Source organism: Mesorhizobium sp. M7A.F.Ca.CA.002.15.2.1, from assembly GCF_003998715.1.
Lineage (GTDB): Bacteria > Pseudomonadota > Alphaproteobacteria > Rhizobiales > Rhizobiaceae > Mesorhizobium > Mesorhizobium ciceri.
In genome coordinates, this window is sequence record NZ_RZPI01000008.1 from 1 (window position 1) to 21,002 (window position 21,002).

Here is a 21,002-nt window from a genome sequence, read left to right on the forward strand (position 1 = left end):
GTATGTCGAAGGCAGCAAGGTCGACGTCCACTATGACCCCGCCAACCCCGGCTCGGCGGTGCTGGAATGCCGGGTACGGGGGCCCTGGCTGTTATGGATCTGCTCGGCAGGCTTTCTCGGTGGCGCCGCCTTTCTGGTCGGCCTGGTCTGAGGCGCCGGACGCCTTCAACAGCGGACGAGCGGTCCGCTGTCGAAGCCAGGCCAGGTGAACCGCAGCGTGGCCCCATGCCTGACGATATGGATGACACGCGCGAACGGCTCCTCGATCGACGGGTCGGAACCGTAGCATTGGCTGGCATGCACCACCCAACCGGTCGAGCTTTTGCGAAATGTCGCCTGCTCGCAGCCGAGATCGGGGAACGACAGCGACGCCTGGTCCACTGTGAACACAGTCTCGCGTTGGATGTCGGGAGCCGCGTGGCAGTTCAGCCTGTCGCTAGACCATGTCCCAACATAAGGCGGCGCCGCCAGCGCGGAGCCACCGGCGAATGCGGATATTGCCGTCGTCATCACCAAACGCCGCATCACCACTCCTTCGATCAGTGCGCTCGACCATACAGGCTGGTGGGATTTTGCGTGGACAAGTTTTGTCCAGGAGCGGACAAACGCCGCCGTTCCGGATTTTGCTATGCTTTTGCGCGGATGATGCGACTGTGCGGGCCGACTCAACGCTTTCCCAGAGACATTGGATGATCACCCGCATACTGGCCTTTTTCCTCCTGGGCCTGCTCGGCCCGATGCAGGCGGCCTTGGCAAAAGAATGCCTCCTGAGTCACGCCACCTATCAGGAGCCGCGCTCGGGTGCCGTCGTGCAATTCCGGCCGCTCGCCAACGAGCCGGCGGCGCTGACGGCCGAAGTGTTTTCGCTGGCCGTGCCCAAAGCCGGCACGAGCCTGCCCGCCGACATCACCTGGACCAACGGCAAGAATTCCTTCCCGCTCGGCACCATTCGCCACGCCTGCACCGACGACGACCGGGAAGGCGGCCTGCAGGACGGTAGCGGATTGTGCAGGCTATGGGAGGGCCAGGTCTATGCCTTGACCGGCGGCGGCGCCGAGCAGTTGAATTCGCGCGAAGCGACACCGGCGCCGAGAGGGCTGCTCTTGCCCGGTTTCGGCGTGGCTTTCACCGAAGGAGCCGATTTCGCCAATGCCAATCCAGGCGGTTCGGCCTGGGACGCCTTCATTTTAACAGGATGCAGCGATGAATAGCGTGCGATCGACCATCTGGGCCAGTGCCCTGCTTGCATCCGCGACGATACCAGCCATGGCGGACGAGCCGGCGCCGTCGCGCCCGCCCATCGACAAATGCGCCTGGGAAAAATTGTCTGACAAAACTGTCGGGCTGGCCGCCTGGACGCAGCGCTGCGATTTCGGCTTCCGCCAGATCCATTTCGAATTCGCCGGCAAAGCGCTCGCCATCAAATACAGCGACGGCGGCGCGGCTGACCCTCTTGTCGAGGTCTTTGACATCAAGCCTGGCGAAACCGCCGAGGCTGCGTTGCAGCGCCTGTTCCTGGAAAAGACCGACAAGGCCGTCAGCGCCCGCTGTGTGCTGGCGCCTTACACCGAGGGCACGGTACCCGCCGGCGTCAAACGCTACACATTCAGCCCCGACGCCGCCTATGCGAAAGAGCTGAAAGCACTTGCCAGCTCCGACGAGATTCCCGAACCGCCCTGCGGCGACTGGGGTGAAATGCCTGACGGCATGCAGTATTTCGAGGTGCCCGCGGGTGAGGGGTACAGCCTGCTTTTTGTGCGCATCGGCCAGGACGAGCCATTGTTTGACGAGCAGACGCTACGCGTCTTGCCGAGGGGGTGAGAAGCGCTTTCTCGCCAGGTCAGGCGGATTCGGTCACCGCACCGATCCGCCGGTAGACGAATGCTTCTTCTCTCGAAGGAACTGTGGCAATGCGCTTGGCTTCGTCGATCAGCATTGCCATGCGAGCATGGATCGGCGATTTCGCGCAAGCCGGGTCCGTTGCAGCGGCATCGCCGGCGATCGCCATCGCCTGGCAGCGGCAGCCGCCCCAGTCGATCTCGCGCCGCTCACAGCCGCGGCATGGCTCCTGCATCCAGTCCGTACCGCGAAAGGCATTGAACGCCGGGGAATCGGCCCAGATCGAGGACAGCCTGCGTGGTTCGAAACGCTCGAAGCTGAGCGACGGGATCGTCTGTGCGGCATGGCAGGGCAGTACGGTGCCGTCAGGCGTCACCATGAAGGCGTCCCGCGCCCAGCCGCCCATGCACGGCTTGGGATAGATCGCGAAATAGTCCGGCGTCACAAAATCGATGTTGATGATGCCGGCCAACCGCTCCTGTGCCTCCGCGACGATCTCCGCCTGCCTATCGACCGCTTCACGCTCCGGCATCAGTTGATCGCGATTGGTTAACGCCCAGCCGGCATATTGCACATTGGCGATCTCGAGCCTCTCCGCGCCCAACGAAAGGGCGAGATCGATGAATTCCGGCACCTCCTCGATGTTATGGCGATGGATCGGCGCGTTGATGGTTAGAGGCAGACCGGCCGCGCGCGCGCGGCGTGCCGTCTCCAGCTTCTTTTCGTGGGCACCCTTGTGGTTGCCGATGCGATCCGTGGTCGCCGGCCGCGCGCCCTGAAAGCTCAGTTGCAGATGGTCTAGACCGGCTTCGGCAAATGCCTCGACACGGCCCTCGACGATGCCAACGCCCGCGGTAATCAGATTGGTGTAGACGCCGCGCCCCGCAAGCCCGGCGATCAATTGCTCGAGGTCGCGGCGCAGTGTCGGCTCGCCACCGGACAGATGCACCTGGAGCACTCCGAGATCGGCGGCCTCCGAGAACAGGGCGAGCCAGGTCTCTGTGTCGAGTTCGCGATTGGCCTTGAGCAGTTCGAGCGGATTGGAGCAATAAGGGCATTGCAGCGGGCAGCGATGCGTCAGTTCCGCCAGCATGCCGATTGGAGGGAGGAGGGGCGTGCTCATAGCCTCACCAGCAGCTTGTCCGACCATTCCTGCAGGAAGGCGATGACGTCGGTCGCCACGGCCTCCTGTTCGGCCTCATAATCGGCGGCAAGGCCGGCAATGATGTCGCCGACCGTGGACCGTCCATCGCAGCGTCGCAATATGTCGAGACTGACATCGTTCGGCCAGAATATCTTTTCCGGTGAAAGCACGGCGAATGCCTGCCGCAAGGGATCGTATTGTATGCGCACGTGCTTCGGCAGCGAAGGTACCGATCGCAACGACACCACAGCTCTTTCGCGCAGCGCCGTCATAGGGCTGCCTCGGGCTGGAAGGCGCCGGGCGGTATGTTTCCCCGCTCGCCATAGGCGTGTTGAAGCGCGTCAAGCATGGCCCAGAGTATATCGCATTTGAACACCAGTGCATCGATTGCCTGCTGCTGGCGCTCCGCCGTATCGGCGTGGCTGAGCACGTAGGCAAGGGCGAAGTCGGCGTCACGCGAGGCCTGTTCGGGCCGTTGCTTGAAATAGGCAAGCGTATCCTCGGTGATGTAGTCGTATTTGGCCAGCATTGCCGGCACCCGCTCGCCGATGATGAGTGGCGAAAACATCTCGGTCAGCGAGGACGCGACCGCCTCGAACAGCGTCCGGTTTGTGCAAAAGGAAAGGTAAGCGCCCACCGCGAAGCGTGTCGCCGGCAGTGCCAGCCTTTCGCTCTTCACGGCCTCGGCGTCCAGGCCGAGTGAAGTTGCCAGATACAGCCAGCGCGCGATGCCGCCGCTCCAGCCGTCCTCGCCGTCATGATCCTCGATCCGCTTGCGCCACGCGGCACGAAACGCTGGATCCTCGGCATGTACGAGTATCATGGCATCCTTGCGTGGGATGACCGCCTGATAGCAATAGCGGTTCAGCGCCCAAGCCTTCATCTCGGCCTTCGACAACGCGCCGCTGGTCATCCTGTGGTGAAAGGGATGACGATTGTGATAGCGCTCGGCGCCAACCTGCCTCAATACGGCTTCGAGAGCGCTCGTGGAGAGTCCGCCTTTGGCTGCATCGCGGAAGTCGCTCAAAATTCCATCTCCATACCGTCGTTTGCGATTTCCCAGCCTGCCGCCTTGACCGCCGCGTGCTCGGCGGAATTCTCGTCTAGGATGGGGTTGGTGTTGTTGATGTGGACGAAGACGCGACGGCCGACCTTCACATCGGCCAAGCCCGCAATCGAACCCAATTCTCCCGAGATCGCCAGATGCCCCATGCGCGAGCCGGTTTTCTGACCGACGCCGGCGACGATCATCTCGTCGTCGGTGTAGACCGTGCCGTCGAACAAAAGACAGGCGGCATCGGTGAGACGCGCGCGCAGCCGCGCATCGATGCGCGCGCAGCCTGGGATATAGAAGACGGAGCCGCGGCTGCCGATGCCGGCAATTCGGACTCCGATCGTGTCACCTGCGTCGGAGCTGAAATTGGCATCCGGATGGTCTCTATCCTCCAGATAGAGTGCTATCTTCCCGGGCACGGCAAAGGGCTCGATCATTACGCCGGTATCGCGGCCTTCTGCGTCGCAGATGGCCAACTCTTTCGCCGGCGGCAGGATGCGCCGCGGCACAAGCGCTGGATCGAGAACGTTGAAAATCGAATTCGCCTCCAGCGTCGCCAGAACCTGCGCCGTTGCATAGATGGCGAAAGGCTGCCGCTCGCGCAGGCTGAGCAGTCCGGCGATATGATCGACGTCGGCATTGGTCAGCACCACAGCGCGAATAGGTGTCGAGCGCAGCGGCGCATCGCCCGCAGGCTGTAATTCAGGTGTTGCAGCGATTTGCTGGCGAATGTCGGGCGAGGCATTGAAAAGAACCCAGCCCAACCCGTCCGCCGAGGCGGCGACACTTGACTGGGTTCGTGGATGCACGCTTGCCATGCCGTTGCGAGCCGCACGACTGAGACGGTAGTTGCAGTTCCATTGCGGAAAGCCGCCGCCCGCCGCCGATCCGATTATCCTCAAATGCATGAAAATGCCCGCGCGCCGGCTTCTCTGACCTGCAGGCAATTTGCAGTCACAAACGACAGTCCGCGCGCTTTGCGTGCGTCAAAATCTTTCACGGAAATCCCATGCGGCGAGGGGATGCGCGCCCCTGTCGCCAGGGACGCGCACCTCTGCGGCCTACTTCTTGGGAGTAATTTCAGCAGGCAGATACCGTGAAATTTCGAAGCCAGCGGCAACCTGACACATGGTCGGTTTTTTCCAGTTCTTCTTCATGACATTTCTCCTCTTATACCAGCCCGAAGGGACCGATCCTGTCGTTAGCCAACCATTGCAGGGCACCGACGCAATGGCTCGTCCATCAAGTTTCAAAATGGACAAATGAAACAATAGGTTTTGAAAAATTGAAAACAAACTATCGAGAATAATTGCAGTCCTTATTTCAATTGTTCGTTGCGTAGGGTTTTTTCTCCTCCAGTGGAAGGTTTGCATCTTCCCATCCATCGGCGCCGAGCGGATACCAGATCACTGAACTGTAGCCCCACTGGACGGCCCGTTTCGCCGCATTCCACGACATCCAGCAATTCGTCATGCAGTAGAACAGAACCGTGCGCGACTTGTCCGTCCCGGCCTTGGCCGCGAGGCCTTGGCGAAAATAGCTGGCGGTCTCCTGCGAAATAGCGCCGTATCCCACATTGGCCAGCCATATGCTGCCTGGAATGTCCTTTCTGACCTTGTCTCTCCATATCGTCCCTGCCGGCAAATTGGCCGGTTTGGGCGTGTCCGGCATCACGTCGAAGAAGATCGCCTTTTTCGCTCGCCACAGCGCTTCCGCTTCCACCGTCGTCACCACCCTCGCGCCTTGCAGCGTCCGCGGCACCGGCGCCCGATAGTCGTCCATCCGGAAACCGCTGGGTTCGGCGATGTCGCCAGCCCATGTCGGCTCGGCCAGACCCAGAAGGCTCGCGGCGACCAGCACGAAAATAGTCTCCCTTCCATTCATTGGGTAATCAGGTTGTCGTGTTCGTCGATCAGCGGCACGTTGTAGCTCAGCAGGATCCTGGTGATCTCCGCCTGGTTTTCCCTGATCACCCGGTTGAGCGTCCGCTTCCATTCCTGGTCCGACGGACGTACGCCCATGGTGATGCGGTAAGACATGCGCGAGCCGGTTTTTTCCTTCACCAGTGGAACGATCGTCACATCAGCTCCGAGTTCCTTGGCGTAGTAACCTGCCATCGGTCCCCACAGCACCGCCGCATCGATCTTGTGTGCCAGCATGTCCTTGATCATGACCTCCCCCATTGATGGGGTGACGCGCGTATCCACCGCAAGCGGATAGATCTTGGCGGTCCGCAGAAGCTTGTTGGCGGCCATGTTGGCGGTTGGCGGCGTGCTTTCAACGACGCCGATCGTTTTGCCTGTGAGTCTGGGATCCTCGATCGTTTCCACGCCTTCCATATCGTGGCTTTTCGGATGCACCAGCACATAGGCGGAGCGATAGTAGGCGTTGGTGTTCTGCACCAGCTCATCGCCTTGGGCATAGCCCATGATGATGTCGCATCGGTTGGCCCCCAACGTATTGCGCACGAAGCCGGTGATCGTGGGAAACCAGGTGTAGGAGACGGACTTGCGCCCGGTTTTCGCGGCAACCAGTTCGGCCAGCTTGTTTTCGAAGCCTTCGCCGCTCTTGTCGGTGAAGGGCATATTCGAGGGATCGGCGCAGACGCGCAGAATGTCAGGGTCGACCAGTTCTCCCGCCGCGCCAAGGCCGGCGCTTTGCGCATGCGCGTTCGACGGCAGCAAGGCGAGTGTGCCGAGGATCGGCAGAACGACGCGCAGCTTCAATGCATCGCGGCCGATCATGTCATCCACCCATGCAGGATGCTTCGGCATCCTTCGCCGCCTGGGCCTTGTCTTCGTGCTTGGGCGGCCTTCCGCGGGGCGCCGCGCCATCCGCGCGCGCGCGCAGATAGACGTAGAGATCGTCCAGGTAGCAATAGACGTTCTTGTTGTCGCCAAAGGCAGGCATGACGTTTTCCTTGCCGCCGCCGACATTCTTGCGGCCTTCGGCGACGATCGAGAGGAATGTGGCGTAATCCATGGTTTTCAAGCTGTTGACCAAAGCCGGCGCATAGCTCGAACCTGTCGCGTCCTGTCCGTGGCAGACATGGCAATCGGAATGATACCGGCGGTAGCCGCTGAACGTGTACCAATCGACGGTTCCGTTTTCGATCTTGTAGGTCGGATTTCCATCCGCATCCAAATACTTGCCGCCTTCTTCCTTTACCGCCTTGGCTTTTTCCATGCTGTCGTCGGCCCGGGCGAGGCTCGAGCTTGCCAGAGGCAGCAGAGCCAGGACGAAAGCCGAAATTACAATGCGAACGGACATTCAAACGCTTCCTTCATTTGCCAATGGACACGGTTTTGCTGTCGCGACCGGCATTGATCGGTGTTTTTGGGTGCGTAACCGAATCGAGAGCCCGGCCATGGCTTCCGGATGTCCGGGCTCTCGTTCTTCAAGCCTTTGGTCTCACAAGACCTGAGGCATGCTCAAGGTTCCCAGCGCATCAATCCGGGAGACCGAAGACGGTGAGCTGACCGCCCAGCGTCGTGTAGTCGGCAAGTGCCGCGTAGCCGCCGACGGCACCCAGGCCAGCTGTACCAACGACAGCGGCTTGGTCGCCTTGCGCGCGGCCCTGATCGACGGCGCCATGCCAGGCAGCGGCGTTGTCAGGCGAAAGCAGGCCGCCTGCCAGGCCGATACCAGCCCATCCACCGACGCCCGACAGAACGGCGATATACTGCTTGCCGCCCTGCTCGTAGGTCGTGATGTTGCCGATGATGCCGGACGGGGTCTTGAACTTGTAGAGTTCCTTGCCGTCCTTATCGACCGCCTTGATGTAGCCTTCGAGTGTACCGTAGAAGACGACGTCGCCATCTGTCGCCAACGCGCCCGACCACACCGAGAACTGCTCGGGCTTCGACCAGACGATCTCGCCCTTGGCCGCATCCCAGGCAATGAAGTTGCCCATGTTGCCGTCGCCGCCAGGTGCGGGATACATCGACACGGTGGCGCCAACATAAGGCTGACCGGCGGTGTAGCTCACCTTGTAAGGCTCATAGTCCATGCAGACATGGTTGGTGGGGACATAGAACAGCCCGGTCTTCGGCGAATAGGCCGCCGGCTGCTGGTCCTTCGTTCCAAGCGCCGCCGGGCAGATGCCCGTCGAGTTGGTGTCTTCGCCGTTCTGCTGGGTCGAATATTTCGCCACGACCTGCGGGCGACCATACTGTTCGCTCTTGGGGTCCATGACGACTTCGGTCGCCCAGTTCACGGCCGGATCGTATTTCTTGGCGACGAGAAGGTCGCCGGTGGCGCGATCCATGGTGTAGGCAAAACCATTGCGATCGAAATGCACCAGCACGTCGTGCTTGGCGCCGTTGACCTCCATGCCATCGACGAGGATCATCTCGTTGATGCCGTCATAGTCCCATTCGTCATGCGGGGTCATCTGGTAGAGCCATTTGGCAACACCAGTATCCGCATCGCGGGCCATGATCGTCATCGACCAGCGATTGTCGCCGGGGCGTTGGACCGGGTTCCACGTCGAGGGATTGCCGGTGCCATAATAGACCAGGTTCAGCTTGGGATCATAGGAATACCATCCCCATGTCGTGCCGCCGCCGGTCTTCCACTGCTCGCCTTCCCAGGTGTTCGTGCCGGAATCCTTGCCAACCGGCTTGCCGAGTTGCGTGGTCTTCTCGGGATCGATCAGGGTGTCTGCGTCCGGACCTTCCGAATAGGCTTTCCAGGCGAGTTTGCCATCTTTCAGATTGTAGGCGGCCAGCCAGCCGCGAACGCCGAATTCGGCGCCGGAGACGCCGATGAGCACCTTGTCCTTGACGACGACGGGGGCAGCCGTACCAGATTCGCCTTTGCCGCCATCGGTCTGGTCGCCGTTCTTGACCGACCAGACGACCTTGCCAGTCTTCGCGTCGAGGGCGACGACTGTGGTGTCGGCCTGATTGAGAATGATCTTGCCGTCACCATAGGCAACGCCACGGTTGACCGTATCGCAACACATGATCGGAATGACGTTGGGATCCTGCTTGGGTTCGTACTTCCAAAGGATCTTCCCGTCATTCTTGAGATCGAGCGCAAAGACATTGTTCGGGAAAGGCGTGTGGACATACATCACATCGCCGATGATAAGCGGTCCACCCTCGTGGCCTCGTAGCACGCCGGTGGAAAAGGTCCACTTGACCTGCAGGTTCTTCACATTGTCCGCAGTAATCTGGTTGAGTTTGGAATAGCGGGTGTTGGCGTAGTCACCCGTCTGCATTGCCCAGTTCTTCGAATCCGAAGCCAGCTTTGCAAGGTCCTCATTAGCCGACGCCGTATAGGCCGCGCCGAGCGACAGAAACGCCGCAGTGGTTAGAATATAGGTAGCTTTCGTAAGTACACGCATCCGAATTCCTCCCGAGGTTCATAGTGATGAATCATTTGCTGAGCCCACAAGGGCTTGCCCAAGCGATTCACGGGGGGGAAATATTTCCGGCAGCGTGTCACGACCTAAGCCAGATGTGCAGAGGGCACCGTTACTGCCCACCTCACCTTGGCCTACGAAAGACTGTCGCCGCTCCCTAATGACGGTGACGCCCTTGAAGCCGGAAACAGGGTGAGGCTATGTCATCGTAAAAGGCTAGGCAAGCAAAAAAGCCTGCTGGTGTTTTTGCACCGCAATATCGTAAATGATGCGGTGCAATATAAGAAAATAAGCAGGACGGTATTTGTTAGATAAAGTATTTATGACCGCGAAATAACGATGGGGCGCATAAAATTTAGTTATTTTTTGATTTTTACATTTCGCCTAAGCGTTGATTTTATTTGGAGGTATTCGCTTCGATGTCTCGGCATGGTCATGCGCGTGCTCCATTGGGAATCGATAGTGGGCCAAGCATGAGATGATCGTTGGAGTCGGGGCGTGGAGCAGGCCACGGAGCCGCCATGCGGAACCACGGTCGACAAGCCCCGCATTCCTCCTTTGGTCGCATACGGAAGCCATGGGCGCTTGACTGACTCTGCTGCACGTTGCCAACTGCCACGGTGATCCCGACTGGGCGCATCGCGCCTAGGCTAACCGGAGGTTTTCCCGTGATCAGATATGTTGGATTTTCGACTTTGCCGCTGCTCCTTGCCGCGCCGCTGGCCTTCGCAAACCCGGCGGGCGCCGCGGGTGATTACCCGACAGCAACGATCGCCGACTACGTGCTCGGCTGCATGCAGACGAACGGCCAGACACGTCAGGCGCTGGAAAGCTGTTCCTGCTCGATCGACGTCATCGCCTCGATCCTTCCCTACGACCACTATGAGAGAGCCGAGACTTTCAAGAGCATGTCTTTGACCACAGGCGAAAGCGCGGCGCTGTTTCGCGAAAGCGCACCGGCGAAGGCAGCCCGTACCGAATTGAAGCGCGCGCAGTCGGAAGCCGACGTGCGCTGCTTTTAGAGCCTGCTCCATCCGGAAGCCGGATGGAGCTCCGTCCTCTGCCCGGGCGTGATCTTCCCGAACGAGCTCCATTTTCGGGATCAAGTGGCAAGCACCCGGCAGTCCAGCGCAAGATATCGAGACTTCAGAGTCCCGCTGTCTCGAGCGGCCACTGATTGCGAAATGTTTTGCCGTCCGTATCGATCGCTTCAACCTGGATTTCGCCATTGCCGTGCACGGTGAAATCGAATCGGAAGTTGGGGTCTTCCGAAATCGATATTCCACCTTCCATGGAGAGGATCGGCCGGCCGGCTTGGGAGATCGACAGTTTCTGGACAAAATGCGCCGGTATGAAATATTGGGTCAGCGGATCCCGCTGCAGCCCCGAATTGTTAGGGTGCCGGATCATCAACTGCAGTTCCTCGGTCTTGGTCATCGTCTCTTTGGGCGGGAACTGGCGCAGCTTCATCTGACCCATTGTCGCGTTGGCCTCGTCCTGGTTCTTGACCGCAGGGGCGGAGCAGCCACCTGACGCCTTGACGAAGGTCTGTACCATATGGAGTTGACCACCCTGCGTCTCAGCGATGGCGCGCAGATAGGAATAGTCGTTGACGCGCACGCGCGTCGACAGATGCGTCACGCCGGCATCCTTGCCGAGCTGGAACGTTGCCGCCACCGGTGCAGGGTTCGCATCGATGATCAAGGTAACGGATTTGATGCCGTCTGGCGCCTTGGCTGGATCGAGATAGATATCGACGGGCACGATGGCGGCATCCTGCGCCCGCTTCGGTGCTTCGATCCGGACGACGCCGGTATCGACCAGAATTGCCCGATCGCCGAACACGTCGCCCTTCAAGTCATGCCAGATTCTATCCGAGGACGCGGTTGTTTGCTGTGCGTTGGCGGCTCCCGAGGAGCCGAGCAACGTGCCGATGGTCAAGATGATCGCGGTGAAAACGGATGCGAGCGGCAAGGCGAGCTGCCGGCTCGAGTAAGCTTGATTTTGCATTTCGATGCCTCCACCAATGCAAGAGAGGTGGTGCCCAGGCTGGCGTTGAGGATAAGCCTTTGGCGACGCCTTGGCAAATCGCCGTGCTTTACGGCCGCCTGGCGCATGTCGGCGTCGTCTATTCCCATTCGAGTTCGGCAAATGCGGCCGTTGCGTTGCGCTCGTTGTAATCGTCGAACAGGTGCCAATTGTCCCGTTCGCTTCCGCCTGCGGTTTTGACTGCTTCGCGCAGCGGCGTTCCGTCGGCGATCGCCTTGCGGATATCGCGCGCCAGAACCTCGAAATAGCGTCGCTCCCCCGCCAGTGCCTGTGGCCAGTCGGCCGTTACAGGACCATGACCTGGAACGACGCGCGCGGCGTCGATCGCGGTGAGTGCATCCATCTGGCGGAGCCATCCAAGCAGTGATCCGTCGAGCGTCGGCAAGGAGCCCATGAACACCAGATCGCCGGCAAAGAGCGTTCTGGTCGTGGTATCGAATACGGTCAGGTCGTTGTCGGTGTGCGCCGCCTTCCATGCCCGCAGTTCGATCGTGCGCCCGCCGAGGTCGAGTTGCAGGTGATCGTCGACCAGCCTGGTCGGCGACACGATCTCGACCCCCTCCATCAGCGCCTCGCCAAGCTGTTCGCGATAGTTGTGCAGATAGAACGCGCCACGCGCGTCGAGGGCGCGCGGCAGATTGCGGTGACCGACGATGGTCGCGCCGATCTCCCGGAATGCCGCATTGCCGAAGATGTGGTCGGGGTGCATGTGGGTGTTGACCAGGAAGCGAACCGGCTTTGCGGTTACCTTTCCGATCGCGGCGAGAAAGGCGTGCGCCTCGATCAGGCTGCCACCGCTGTCGATGACGGCAACCGCATCGGTACCGATGACGGCGCCCAGATTGCAGATCGCACCGTCGTTGGCGGCGGTCATCAATTCATCCGTGCCCTGGAAGGCGAAGACGCCGTCGGCGATCTGCCTGAGCGAGAATCCCAGGTTGCCAGCCGCGGCTCGTCCGAGGCAGCACGGCATCAAGGCGGCGCTGGCGGCGGTACAGGCGAAGCCACTCACAAGCCTGCGTCTTAGCCGATCGATCGACATGAAGGCCTCCGATATGCATTTCACCTGCAGGCGATCAGGTGACGTCCGGAAATCTATGATGGAACGACCGCAGAAGGTCGCTCATCACCTGCGAATTGCGATGTTGCCGTGGCAACCGTACGTCGAACACGCCGAGCACATGGGTTGGCCGCGGCGCGAGCACGATGATGCGGTCCGAGAGCATCAGTGCCTCGCGTAGATTGTGGGTCACCATCAAGGCGGTCGTGGGCCGTGCCGACCACACGGTCAAAAGCAGATGCCGAAGCCGCTCGGCGGTCTGTTCGTCGAGCGAGACAAAGGGTTCGTCCAGGAAAAGCACCGCCGGCTCCGTGGCGAAAGCCCTGGCAAGTGCTGCCCTGCGCGCAAGGCCGAGCGACAGTTCGGCAGGATAGAGCGAGCGCATGGCCGCGAGGCCGAGCGTGTCGAACAGCCCGTCGAGATTTTTCGCCCTCAAGCTTTTCGGCAACGCCAGCCTGACATTCTGCTCCACCGTTCGCCACGGCAGCAGGGTCGGTTCCTGGAATACGGCGGCGATGCGGTTCGAACCTCCTTGCGGCAACTGGAAGGAGCCGGAAAAGTCTTTGTCCAAGCCAAGCAGGATACGCAGCGTCGTGGTCTTGCCGCAGCCCGACGGTCCAAGCAAGCAGGCGAATTCGCCTTGCCGGACCTCGAAGGAAAGGTCCTGAAGCGCCGTGATCGAGACGCCTCGCGCGGACCTGAAGGTCTTTTCGGCGATGTCGACCTTAAGCGGGACGACGGCGCCAACGGGTTGCATGTCGTTCAACGGGCTGCACCAGGAGAAGTTCAATGACAAGCATCACCGCCACGAAAGCCAGCGTGTAGGCAAGAATGGCGGCGACATCGAAAAGCTGGAAATAGAGATGGATCTGGAAGCCGACACCGTTCGAGCGGCCGAGCAGTTCGACGACCAGGACGATCTTCCAGATGAGGGCGATGCCGGATCGCGACGCGGCGGCAAGATAGGGCTGCAATTGCGGCAGCAGGATATGGCGGATGCGATCAAGGCGGCCGAAGCGATAGACGGTGGCCATCTCGGCATAACTTGGATCAAGCGTCCTGGCGCCTTCACGCATCGTCACCACGACATTCGGGATCTTGTTCACCGCCACCGCGCCGATCGCCGCCGCCTCGTTGAGGCCGAACCAGATGTAGCCGAGGACGATGACCACCAGCGCCGGGATGTTGAGGAACAGGATCACCCACGGGTTGAAAAAACGGTCGACGCGACGATAGCTGCCGAGCAAAACGCCGATGACGGATCCGATGATCATTGCGACGATATATGCTGCGGCGACCCGGCCGAGGGTCACGCCGAGATGGTAAAAGAGGTCGCCGCTCGCAGCCTCCCTGAGAAGCACCTGCCAGACCTGCCCAGGTCCTGGAAAGGCACGGCTTGGCCAGACGCCTGCCGCAAGGTTCCACAGCAGGCAAAGCCCGAGCAGGGAAACCGCTACGGTCAGCGCGGGCGCCAGTGCCGTCGCCAGGCTGCGTCGGCCGGACATGCTCGGCGGGGCATCACGCGTGCCGTCGGTTTCCGATGCGGTCATTTCCAGGGTTCCTGCCAGAATGTGCCGGGCGCCAGCTCCGCCGCGCTGCCGACCAGCTTCGCGCCGCCGATCGCCGCCAGCACATGGTATAGCCTGCCGGCGTCAGCCGCTTCCTCGGCGACCGACCGTCTGGGAATGCCCTGACGATAGCGATCGCGCAGTTTTTCCAGTTCCTTGCCTTCCGCGCGAATGATCGGCGCCAGACGCAGCCATTCGTCATCGGATCTGGCCAGCAAGTCTTTGGCTTGCGCGGACGCCCTCACGAACCCCCTGACGGCATCGGGGTTCTCGTTCGCCCATTGGTCATGGAAGACGTAACCGAGCGCCGACACGGGTCCCAGAGCCCCAAGCGTCTTTGCCGCGTCATTCACGCCGATCAATCGACGGAAGCCATTGGCCTCGAGACGGGCGCAAAAATGCCAGAAATTCAGCACTGCATCGAGTTCGCCCTGTATCGCCTTTTCCGAAATCAGCGGCGGCGCGCCAAAGACGATGTCGCTGGTTGCCGACAGGTCGACGCCGAGATCGCGTCTGGTCAGCGCTTGTATCAGCAGCCAACTCTTGTCGAGCGGGCCGCCGGCGACGCCGATCTTCTTGTCCTTGAGATCGGCGACCGTCCGGATCGGTGAACCCTCCTTCACCATGATCGCGCCCACGGCGGTGGAATAGGGGAACAATGTGAGGTCGCCGCCTTCGGAGCGCTGGCGCGAGACCCACAGCCAGTCGGAAACGATCATGTCGATCGCGCCAGCCTGCATCGCGACGTTGGTTGCATCCTCGCCGGCGAAGTCGATGATCTCCAGATCGATCCCGTTCGCGGCATCGAACTTGTGCTGCCGTAGCGTATCGAGTTCCCAACTCACGGTTCCAAACTTCAGCACACCGAGGCGAATCCTGGCTGCCGCAACGGCTGGCCTGGTAGCAAGAACAGCGGCTGTCCCGAGAACCGCCAGACGCAACGTCATGCGCCGTGAAACCATCATGACACCTCCTCCCCAGGGTTCCGCGCTGCCAAATCAGATGGCTCGTTCCTTGCTCGGAAATGCGCATTTCCAGCGCATGACCTTGAGGGTCGGGTGTTCTTGAGACCATTTCGCGATTTCGCTGGGGGCAAGGAACATGCATTGGAACAGGGTGCCGCGGCTCTCGAAATAGAGATGTTCGTCTCGGCAATTGCTCGGATTGGCGCTGAGGCAAACCGTCAATATGAGATCGACCATGTCCATTCAGCACCTCTTGCGCGTTCCCAAACGCCCATCTCGGCGAGTCCAGCCCAACCAGGAGCCAGGACAAAACCGCCACTTGCCGGATTTCTCAAGGTGCCAATGGAGAAACCGGAATGAGGTCAAGCTACGCGCTCGCCCAATAGCCGTCAACAAAGACGAATGGACAGGATCCTTGAGCACCCAGGCCTCTAAACCTTTGTACGATTGACTTTCACAACATGCCGATTAGCTTCCAGGTGACGTGGCGCGGCTCCACGGGAGAAGCGGAATTTCCACGCCACCGCGTAAGGCGCATGCCGACGGATCAAAGGATCGGCATGCACAAATCGTCCAGGGCACCCAGACGATCAATGAGGAAATACCATGCGCGCAATCGCATTTTTCGCAGTCATGTCCGTTGTGCCCTTCATCGCGAGCCAATCCCAGGCACAGGACGCGGCGGCGGGTGAGAAGGTCTTCGCCAAATGCAAGGTCTGCCATGTCGCCGACCAGGACAAGAACAAGGTCGGCCCGTCGTTGAACGGCGTCATCGGCCGAACAGCCGGCACGCACCCGGGGTTCAGCTATTCTCAGGCGATGGTCGCGGCAGGCAAGTCCGGCGTCAAATGGGATGAACCCACGCTGAAGACTTACCTTCACGATCCCAAGGCCATGGTCAAAGGAACAAAGATGGCGTTTGTCGGCCTCAAACAGGACGAAGACATCGCCAATGTCATCGCCTATCTGAAGCAATTCTCGAAATAGCGCGCCGCCGGCCGTTCGAACTTGCGTTCGGCCGGCGTTCGCCTCGATCACGCATCGGCTTGCAGCCCCTGCATTGCCGAAGGCAGATCGAAAAGGCTGTCGCAAACAAGATCGGCGCCAAGCTCTTCCACCGGAATGTGGCTGTAGCCGCCACGCAGCAGAATGACGGGCATGCCGGCGGCGCGTGCGGCGCCCAGGTCAGCGCCACTGTCTCCGACCAGCAGCGCGTCACCCGGGTCGACGCCTAGTTGTGCCAACGCCAGCAGCAGGGCATCGGGCGCCGGTTTCAGGTATGTCACCGCGTCTCCGCCGACGATCGCACCGAAATATTCCGTCAATCCGAAATGAAGCAGGATTTCGCGGGTCGCCAACTGCGGTTTGTTGGTTGCCACCCCCATGCTTACTCCGCCCAAATGAAAGTGGGTGAGGGCCTCCCTGACGCCAGGCATCAGCCTTGTCAGGCCGGTCAGGTGCCGGCGGTAGATAGGCGCCATGACGCGGTTTGCCTCATCGAGAGCGTTGCCGAGCAGTGGCGCTCCCGATGCCGCGAAGGCTCGCTCGATCAGTTTCCTGACACCGCCGCCGATCATGGCCTTGACCCGGTCCAGGCGCAGCGGCGGCAGATCGCGGCTGGCCAGCAATTCGTTGACGGCGGCCGCTATGTCCGGTGCCGAGTCGACCAGCGTGCCGTCGAGGTCGAACAGGATCGCCTTCGGCGATCGAAGCGGCCTACCTGCGCCGACGTTCATGCGTCATCCTTCCACTTGATCGAGCAGCCGATCGAGGCGACCTGGTCCAGCGGCCCGTCGCCGGTTCGGGCAACCTGCTTCATCGCCTCGAACAGATCGCGTCTCAGCCCGGGCGCTCCGGCTTCTCGTCGCGAGGCGTCCAGCCGACCGCGATATTGCAATCCCAACTCGCTGTTGAACCCGAAGAAATCGGGAGTGCACACCGCCACGTAATCGCGCGCTACAGTTTGGCGCTGGTCGTGCAGGTAAGGGAAGCTGAAGCCGTTCGTCGTGGCGAAGAGCTTCATTTGGTCGAAGGAATCCTCCGGGTAGGTGTCGGCATCGTTCGAGTTGATTGCGACAAAGCCGATACCTTCGGCCTTGAGGTCGTTGGCATCGCGCACGATACGTGAAATCACCGCCTTCACATAAGGGCAGTGATTGCAGATGAAGGCCACGACCAGGCCGTTCGGGCCGGCCTGGCTGAGGATCGAATGCGACCTGCCGTCGACGCCGGGCAAAACGGCATCGATCGCGCGCCAGCCGAAATCGCAGACAGGGGGAACGGCCGCCATGCTTGCCTCCGATGAAATGGTTTACGCGGCTTTCCGGATCGCACCGTCGGCCGCCTGTCGGATGGTTCCAATGTTGGCGCGGTAGGCCGCCTCGGTGCCCCCCTTGAACACGGCCGACCCGGCGACCAGCACATTGGCGCCGGCCGCGGCGACCAGCGGGGCGGTTTCGGCCGTGACGCCGCCATCGATTTCGATGTCAATCGGGCGGTGGCCAACCAATGCCTTGATTCGCCTGATCTTCTCGATGACCGCGGAAATGAAGGCCTGGCCGCCGAAGCCTGGATTGACCGTCATCAGAAGCACCAGATCGAGCCTGTCGAGCACATATTCGATGACGCTCTCCGGCGTCGAAGGATTCAGCGATACGCCGGCCTTCTTGCCGAGATTTTTGATCGCCTGCAGGGAACGATCGAGATGCGGCCCGGCCTCTGCATGCACCGTGATGATGTCGCAACCGGCGTCGGCGAAGGCGGCCAGATAGGGGTCGGCCGGCGCGATCATCAGATGGCAGTCGAAGATTTTGTCCGTTCGGTCGCGGATCGCCTTGATCACCGGCGGACCGAAGGTGATGTTGGGCACGAAGTGGCCGTCCATCACGTCGAGATGGATCCAGTCGGCACCCGCCCGCACGACAGCTTCGACCTCGTCGCCGAGCCGCGAGAAATCCGCGGAAAGCACGGAGGGTGCGATGATTGTCCCGGTGACCATGGTCGTCGTCTCCAATTCTGTCTGCGGTGTTGGTCGCTGCGCCGGCCGCTTCGTCGTGTCAGCGCATCTTCGTCTCCGGTTCGCCTTCCAGTTTCCCTTCCGCGAACACGCGGCTGCCGCGAATGTCGGATTCCTCGATGGTGATAAGATCGGCCTTGGTCAACACCCGGCTGCGCGATGCGAAAAGCCGGTTGGCCTGCCGCAGCCGCGCCCGGTCGAGCCCATTGCGAACCGAACGCGCGTTGGAGAAATGCGGCAGCCTCATGCGGATCGGAAGATACTCTTCGAGCGCCTGGGACGCCGCCTCGCTGAGGCGATAATTCTGCTCCGCGAGCATAATCTCGGCGATCGATTTCAGTTCGCTGACGCCATAGTCAGGGAAATCGAGGTGGTGGGCGATGCGCGAACGCATGCCGGGATTGCTGTCGAAGAAGCGGTCCATCTTGTTCTTGTAGCCGGCAAGGATCACAACCAGATCGTCACGGTTGTTCTCCATGCACTGCAGCAGGATTTCGATCGATTCCTGGCCGTAGTCGCGTTCGTTCTCTGGCTTGTAGAGATAGTAGGCCTCGTCGATGAAAAGCACGCCGCCCATGGCACGCTTGATCACCTCGCGGGTCTTGGGCGCGGTGTGGCCCACATACTGGCCGACGAGATCGTCGCGAGTCACGGCGACCATGTGGCCTTCGCGGACATAACCCAGACGATGCAGGATTTCGGCCATCCTCAGCGCCACCGTGGTCTTTCCGGTGCCAGGATTTCCCGTGAAATTCATGTGCAGCGTCGGCGCGCCCGATGTCAGTCCGAACCTGCGGCGAAGCCGGTCGACCAGGAGGAGGGCGGCGATCTCGCGGATGCGGGTCTTGACCGGCTTCAGGCCAACGAGTTCTCGGTCGAGCTTGTCCATCACCTCGTCGATGTTGGACGCCTCGAACTCGGCCTGCAGATCAACCGTCGCGTCTTGTGCGGCAGCGTCCTTTGTCATCGCGTTCAGCATGGTTCGGCTAGCTCCGCTCGCCTTCGGGCCTGTCGGTCGCATAAGGCACGATCGAATAACCCTGGCTGCGGCCGTCACGCTCCTGGCGCAGCAGCCGGAACCCGGGTTCGCTGGGCGGCCGGTTGACAATGAACGACATGCGCGGCGCTTCCCAGCCTTTGGTCGAATCGAAGGCGGTTACCCGCACATACATGTTCGGACAGGCTTTCCGGCAAGCATTGACCTCGAGCAGTATGCCCGCCGGATCTTTCAAGTCGAACATGGGGTTGCCGTACATTTCCCAATAGGTGTTTCGCGGATGCGGATCGTCCGTGTACTCGACGCTGACCGCCCAATGGTTCTTCAGCGCGTATTTGATCTGCGCCGAAATCTGCTCGTCGGTCAGGTCGGGCAGGAACGAGAACTGCCCCTGTGTGACCTTGTTTCCCGGATTGGTCATCATGACGACGGTTCCTTTCGTCTAGAAGCTGGGCGTTGCGGTTGGCACGAAGTCGGCCGTGTCGGTCGATTCGTAGTTGAAGGTGACGTCCTTCCAGGTCTCCAGGGCAGCCTTCAGCGGCGTGCACCATCTGGCCGCCTGTTCGAGGATCTTGGTCCCTTCGCGCAAATAATCGCGCCCCTCGTTGCGGGCCAGGATCATCGCTTCCAAGGCGACGCGATTGGCCGTCGCGCCTGCCTGGATACCGTCCGGATGGCCGATCGTGCCGCCGCCGAACTGCAGGATGACGTCCTCGCCGAGATAGTGGATCAACTGGTGCATCTGGCCGGCATGGATGCCGCCCGAGGCAACGGGCATCACCTTGTTGAGCGAGGCCCATTCCTGATCGAAGAACAGCCCGGTTTCGAGGTTCTGCGGCGTGCGCTCCTCGCGCAGCGTGTCATAAAATCCCTTGATCATGAGCGGGTCGCCTTCCAGCTTGCCGACCACCGTGCCGGCATGGATGTGGTCGACGCCGGCCATGCGCATCCATTTGCAGATGACGCGGAAATTCATGCCGTGGTTCTTCTGGCGCGAATAGGTCGAGTTGCCGGCACGGTGCAGGTGCAGGATCATGTCGTTGCGGCGTGCCCACTTGGCCATCGACTGGATCGCCGTGTAGCCGATGACCAGATCGATCATCACAATGCAGGAGCCAAGTTGCTTGGCGAATTCGGCGCGCTCGTACATCTCCTCCATCGTGCCGGCGGTGACGTTGAGATAATGGCCCTTGACCTCGCCGGTGGCGGCCGACGCCTTGTTCACGGCCTCCATGCAGTAGAGGAAGCGGTCGCGCCAATGCATGAAGGGCTGCGAGTTGATATTCTCGTCGTCCTTGACGAAGTCGAGGCCGCCCTTCAGCGCTTCATAAACGACGCGCCCGTAATTGCGTCCCGACAGGCCGAGCTTCGGCTTCGTCGTTGCGCCGAGCAGCGGCCGGCCGAACTTGTCGAGCCGCTCACGCTCCACCACGATGCCGGTCGCCGGCCCCTGGAAGGTTTTGAGATACGCCACCGGGATACGCATGTCTTCCAGCCGCAACGCCTTGACTGCCTTGAAGCCGAACACATTGCCGATGATCGATGCGGTCAGGTTGGCGATCGAGCCCGGCTCGAACAGGTCGAGGTCGTAGGCGATGTAGGCGAAGTACTGTTGCTCGGTCTTGGTTCCGGGACCGGTGTTCGGCACCGGCTCGGATCTGAACGCCTTGGCGCGATAGAGCTCGCAAGCTGTCAGCCGGTCGGTCCACACCACGGTCCACGTCGCGGTGGAGGATTCACCGGCGATGGCGGCTGCCGCCTCCTCGTGGTCGACACCGGGTTGCGGCGTGATCCGGAACATGGCGATCAGATCGGTTTCCTTGGGCCTGTAGTCAGGCTCCCAGTAGCCCATCTTCTTGTAGGGGATGACCCCTGACTTGTAGCGCTCCTTGCCTTCCTTGAGCGTCCCCGCTGGCAGTATGTCGATCTTGTTCATGACAGG

General features: G+C 61.0%; 26 protein-coding genes. 5 read left to right on the forward strand and 21 right to left on the reverse strand.

Annotation, left to right across the window (positions count from 1 at the left end; genetic code table 11):
* The coding region (locus tag ENZ74_RS35640; RefSeq protein WP_127312641.1) for a DUF3592 domain-containing protein at window positions 1–151 on the forward strand (151 nt) is incomplete at its 5' end.
* A gap of 14 nt (window positions 152–165) precedes the next feature.
* Here the strand turns inward: ENZ74_RS35640 and ENZ74_RS01190 are convergent.
* Window positions 166–525 (reverse strand): hypothetical protein, encoded by a 360-nt coding sequence (locus ENZ74_RS01190; protein ID WP_013532081.1) that lies wholly within the window; start codon window positions 523–525, stop codon window positions 166–168.
* A gap of 164 nt (window positions 526–689) precedes the next feature.
* On the opposite strand from ENZ74_RS01190, the gene ENZ74_RS01195 reads away from it, so the two are divergent.
* Together ENZ74_RS01195 and ENZ74_RS01200 are read left to right on the forward strand one after the other, a co-directional pair.
* Window positions 690–1,211, forward strand: coding sequence for a hypothetical protein (locus tag ENZ74_RS01195; RefSeq protein WP_013532080.1), 522 nt, complete (start codon window positions 690–692; stop codon window positions 1,209–1,211).
* Between the two features lie 112 nt (window positions 1,212–1,323).
* Window positions 1,324–1,821: a hypothetical protein gene (locus ENZ74_RS01200; RefSeq protein WP_245465364.1), complete on the forward strand. Its 498-nt coding sequence runs from the start codon at window positions 1,324–1,326 to the stop codon at window positions 1,819–1,821.
* Window positions 1,822–1,840: 19 nt separating this feature from the next.
* Here ENZ74_RS01200 and pqqE read toward each other — a convergent pair whose 3' ends face one another.
* The 8 genes from pqqE to ENZ74_RS01245 all read right to left on the reverse strand — a co-directional run bounded on the left by pqqE (window position 1,841) and on the right by ENZ74_RS01245 (window position 9,387).
* Window positions 1,841–2,962 (reverse strand): pyrroloquinoline quinone biosynthesis protein PqqE, encoded by a 1,122-nt coding sequence (gene pqqE, locus ENZ74_RS01205; RefSeq protein ID WP_063167842.1) that lies wholly within the window; start codon window positions 2,960–2,962, stop codon window positions 1,841–1,843.
* On the reverse strand, window positions 2,959–3,255 hold the full coding sequence (gene pqqD, locus ENZ74_RS01210; RefSeq protein WP_024504366.1) for a pyrroloquinoline quinone biosynthesis peptide chaperone PqqD: 297 nt from the start codon (window positions 3,253–3,255) through the stop codon (window positions 2,959–2,961). Before pqqD ends, pqqE begins: the two co-directional genes overlap by 4 nt.
* Window positions 3,252–4,010: a pyrroloquinoline-quinone synthase PqqC gene (gene pqqC, locus ENZ74_RS01215; protein WP_063167843.1), complete on the reverse strand. Its 759-nt coding sequence runs from the start codon at window positions 4,008–4,010 to the stop codon at window positions 3,252–3,254. Before pqqC ends, pqqD begins: the two co-directional genes overlap by 4 nt.
* On the reverse strand, window positions 4,007–4,945 hold the full coding sequence (gene pqqB / locus ENZ74_RS01220) for a pyrroloquinoline quinone biosynthesis protein PqqB (RefSeq protein WP_063167844.1): 939 nt from the start codon (window positions 4,943–4,945) through the stop codon (window positions 4,007–4,009). Before pqqB ends, pqqC begins: the two co-directional genes overlap by 4 nt.
* A 415-nt stretch (window positions 4,946–5,360) precedes the next feature.
* Entirely contained in the window at window positions 5,361–5,921 is a 561-nt protein-coding gene (locus ENZ74_RS01230) for a PQQ-dependent catabolism-associated CXXCW motif protein (protein WP_027162625.1), read from the reverse strand.
* Window positions 5,918–6,811, reverse strand: a complete 894-nt coding sequence (locus ENZ74_RS01235) for a quinoprotein dehydrogenase-associated putative ABC transporter substrate-binding protein (protein ID WP_013532072.1) — start codon at window positions 6,809–6,811, stop codon at window positions 5,918–5,920. Before ENZ74_RS01235 ends, ENZ74_RS01230 begins: the two co-directional genes overlap by 4 nt.
* Window positions 6,783–7,307, reverse strand: coding sequence for a c-type cytochrome, methanol metabolism-related (locus ENZ74_RS01240; protein WP_013532071.1), 525 nt, complete (start codon window positions 7,305–7,307; stop codon window positions 6,783–6,785). Before ENZ74_RS01240 ends, ENZ74_RS01235 begins: the two co-directional genes overlap by 29 nt.
* Window positions 7,308–7,485: 178 nt before the next feature.
* Window positions 7,486–9,387: a methanol/ethanol family PQQ-dependent dehydrogenase gene (locus ENZ74_RS01245; protein ID WP_013532070.1), complete on the reverse strand. Its 1,902-nt coding sequence runs from the start codon at window positions 9,385–9,387 to the stop codon at window positions 7,486–7,488.
* Between the two features lie 686 nt (window positions 9,388–10,073).
* Here ENZ74_RS01245 and ENZ74_RS01250 point away from each other — a divergent pair.
* A complete protein-coding gene (locus ENZ74_RS01250) occupies window positions 10,074–10,427 on the forward strand; it encodes a hypothetical protein (protein ID WP_013532069.1) in 354 nt (117 codons plus the stop codon).
* Between the two features lie 124 nt (window positions 10,428–10,551).
* On the opposite strand, the gene ENZ74_RS01255 is transcribed toward ENZ74_RS01250, so the two are convergent.
* The 6 genes from ENZ74_RS01255 to ENZ74_RS01280 form a co-directional block, all read right to left on the reverse strand.
* Window positions 10,552–11,415, reverse strand: coding sequence for a quinoprotein dehydrogenase-associated SoxYZ-like carrier (locus tag ENZ74_RS01255; protein WP_063167845.1), 864 nt, complete (start codon window positions 11,413–11,415; stop codon window positions 10,552–10,554).
* Window positions 11,416–11,533: 118 nt separating this feature from the next.
* Window positions 11,534–12,496: a quinoprotein relay system zinc metallohydrolase 2 gene (locus ENZ74_RS01260; protein WP_027162621.1), complete on the reverse strand. Its 963-nt coding sequence runs from the start codon at window positions 12,494–12,496 to the stop codon at window positions 11,534–11,536.
* Between the two features lie 34 nt (window positions 12,497–12,530).
* A complete protein-coding gene (locus ENZ74_RS01265) occupies window positions 12,531–13,271 on the reverse strand; it encodes an ATP-binding cassette domain-containing protein (protein ID WP_013532066.1) in 741 nt (246 codons plus the stop codon).
* The gene (locus ENZ74_RS01270; RefSeq protein WP_027162619.1) at window positions 13,240–14,064 is read right to left on the reverse strand and encodes an ABC transporter permease; all 825 of its coding nucleotides are present in this window, start codon (window positions 14,062–14,064) and stop codon (window positions 13,240–13,242) included. The genes ENZ74_RS01265 and ENZ74_RS01270 overlap by 32 nt, the downstream gene beginning before the upstream one ends.
* Entirely contained in the window at window positions 14,061–15,047 is a 987-nt protein-coding gene (locus ENZ74_RS01275; RefSeq protein WP_127312642.1) for an ABC transporter substrate-binding protein, read from the reverse strand. Before ENZ74_RS01275 ends, ENZ74_RS01270 begins: the two co-directional genes overlap by 4 nt.
* Before the next feature lie 33 nt (window positions 15,048–15,080).
* Window positions 15,081–15,290, reverse strand: a complete 210-nt coding sequence (locus ENZ74_RS01280) for a hypothetical protein (RefSeq protein WP_013532063.1) — start codon at window positions 15,288–15,290, stop codon at window positions 15,081–15,083.
* A 363-nt stretch (window positions 15,291–15,653) separates the two neighbouring features.
* On the opposite strand from ENZ74_RS01280, the gene ENZ74_RS01285 reads away from it, so the two are divergent.
* Window positions 15,654–16,034: a cytochrome c family protein gene (locus ENZ74_RS01285; protein ID WP_024504374.1), complete on the forward strand. Its 381-nt coding sequence runs from the start codon at window positions 15,654–15,656 to the stop codon at window positions 16,032–16,034.
* Window positions 16,035–16,081: 47 nt separating this feature from the next.
* Here the strand turns inward: ENZ74_RS01285 and gph are convergent, their stop codons facing one another.
* The 6 genes from gph to ENZ74_RS01315 are packed head-to-tail and all read right to left on the reverse strand — an operon-like array spanning window position 16,082 to window position 20,996.
* Window positions 16,082–16,783 (reverse strand): phosphoglycolate phosphatase, encoded by a 702-nt coding sequence (gene gph, locus ENZ74_RS01290; RefSeq protein ID WP_013532061.1) that lies wholly within the window; start codon window positions 16,781–16,783, stop codon window positions 16,082–16,084.
* Window positions 16,780–17,337, reverse strand: a complete 558-nt coding sequence (locus ENZ74_RS01295) for a thioredoxin family protein (protein WP_013532060.1) — start codon at window positions 17,335–17,337, stop codon at window positions 16,780–16,782. Before ENZ74_RS01295 ends, gph begins: the two co-directional genes overlap by 4 nt.
* A 21-nt stretch (window positions 17,338–17,358) precedes the next feature.
* Window positions 17,359–18,045, reverse strand: coding sequence for a ribulose-phosphate 3-epimerase (gene rpe / locus ENZ74_RS01300; protein ID WP_063167847.1), 687 nt, complete (start codon window positions 18,043–18,045; stop codon window positions 17,359–17,361).
* Window positions 18,046–18,103: 58 nt separating this feature from the next.
* Complete coding sequence (cbbX, locus tag ENZ74_RS01305; RefSeq protein ID WP_013532058.1) at window positions 18,104–19,042, reverse strand: CbbX protein; 939 nt, start codon at window positions 19,040–19,042, stop codon at window positions 18,104–18,106.
* Between the two features lie 7 nt (window positions 19,043–19,049).
* Window positions 19,050–19,484, reverse strand: a complete 435-nt coding sequence (locus ENZ74_RS01310; RefSeq protein ID WP_013532057.1) for a ribulose bisphosphate carboxylase small subunit — start codon at window positions 19,482–19,484, stop codon at window positions 19,050–19,052.
* 18 nt (window positions 19,485–19,502) lie between these two features.
* Complete coding sequence (locus ENZ74_RS01315; protein WP_013532056.1) at window positions 19,503–20,996, reverse strand: ribulose-bisphosphate carboxylase large subunit; 1,494 nt, start codon at window positions 20,994–20,996, stop codon at window positions 19,503–19,505.
* Between the last annotated feature and the right edge of the window lie 6 nt (window positions 20,997–21,002).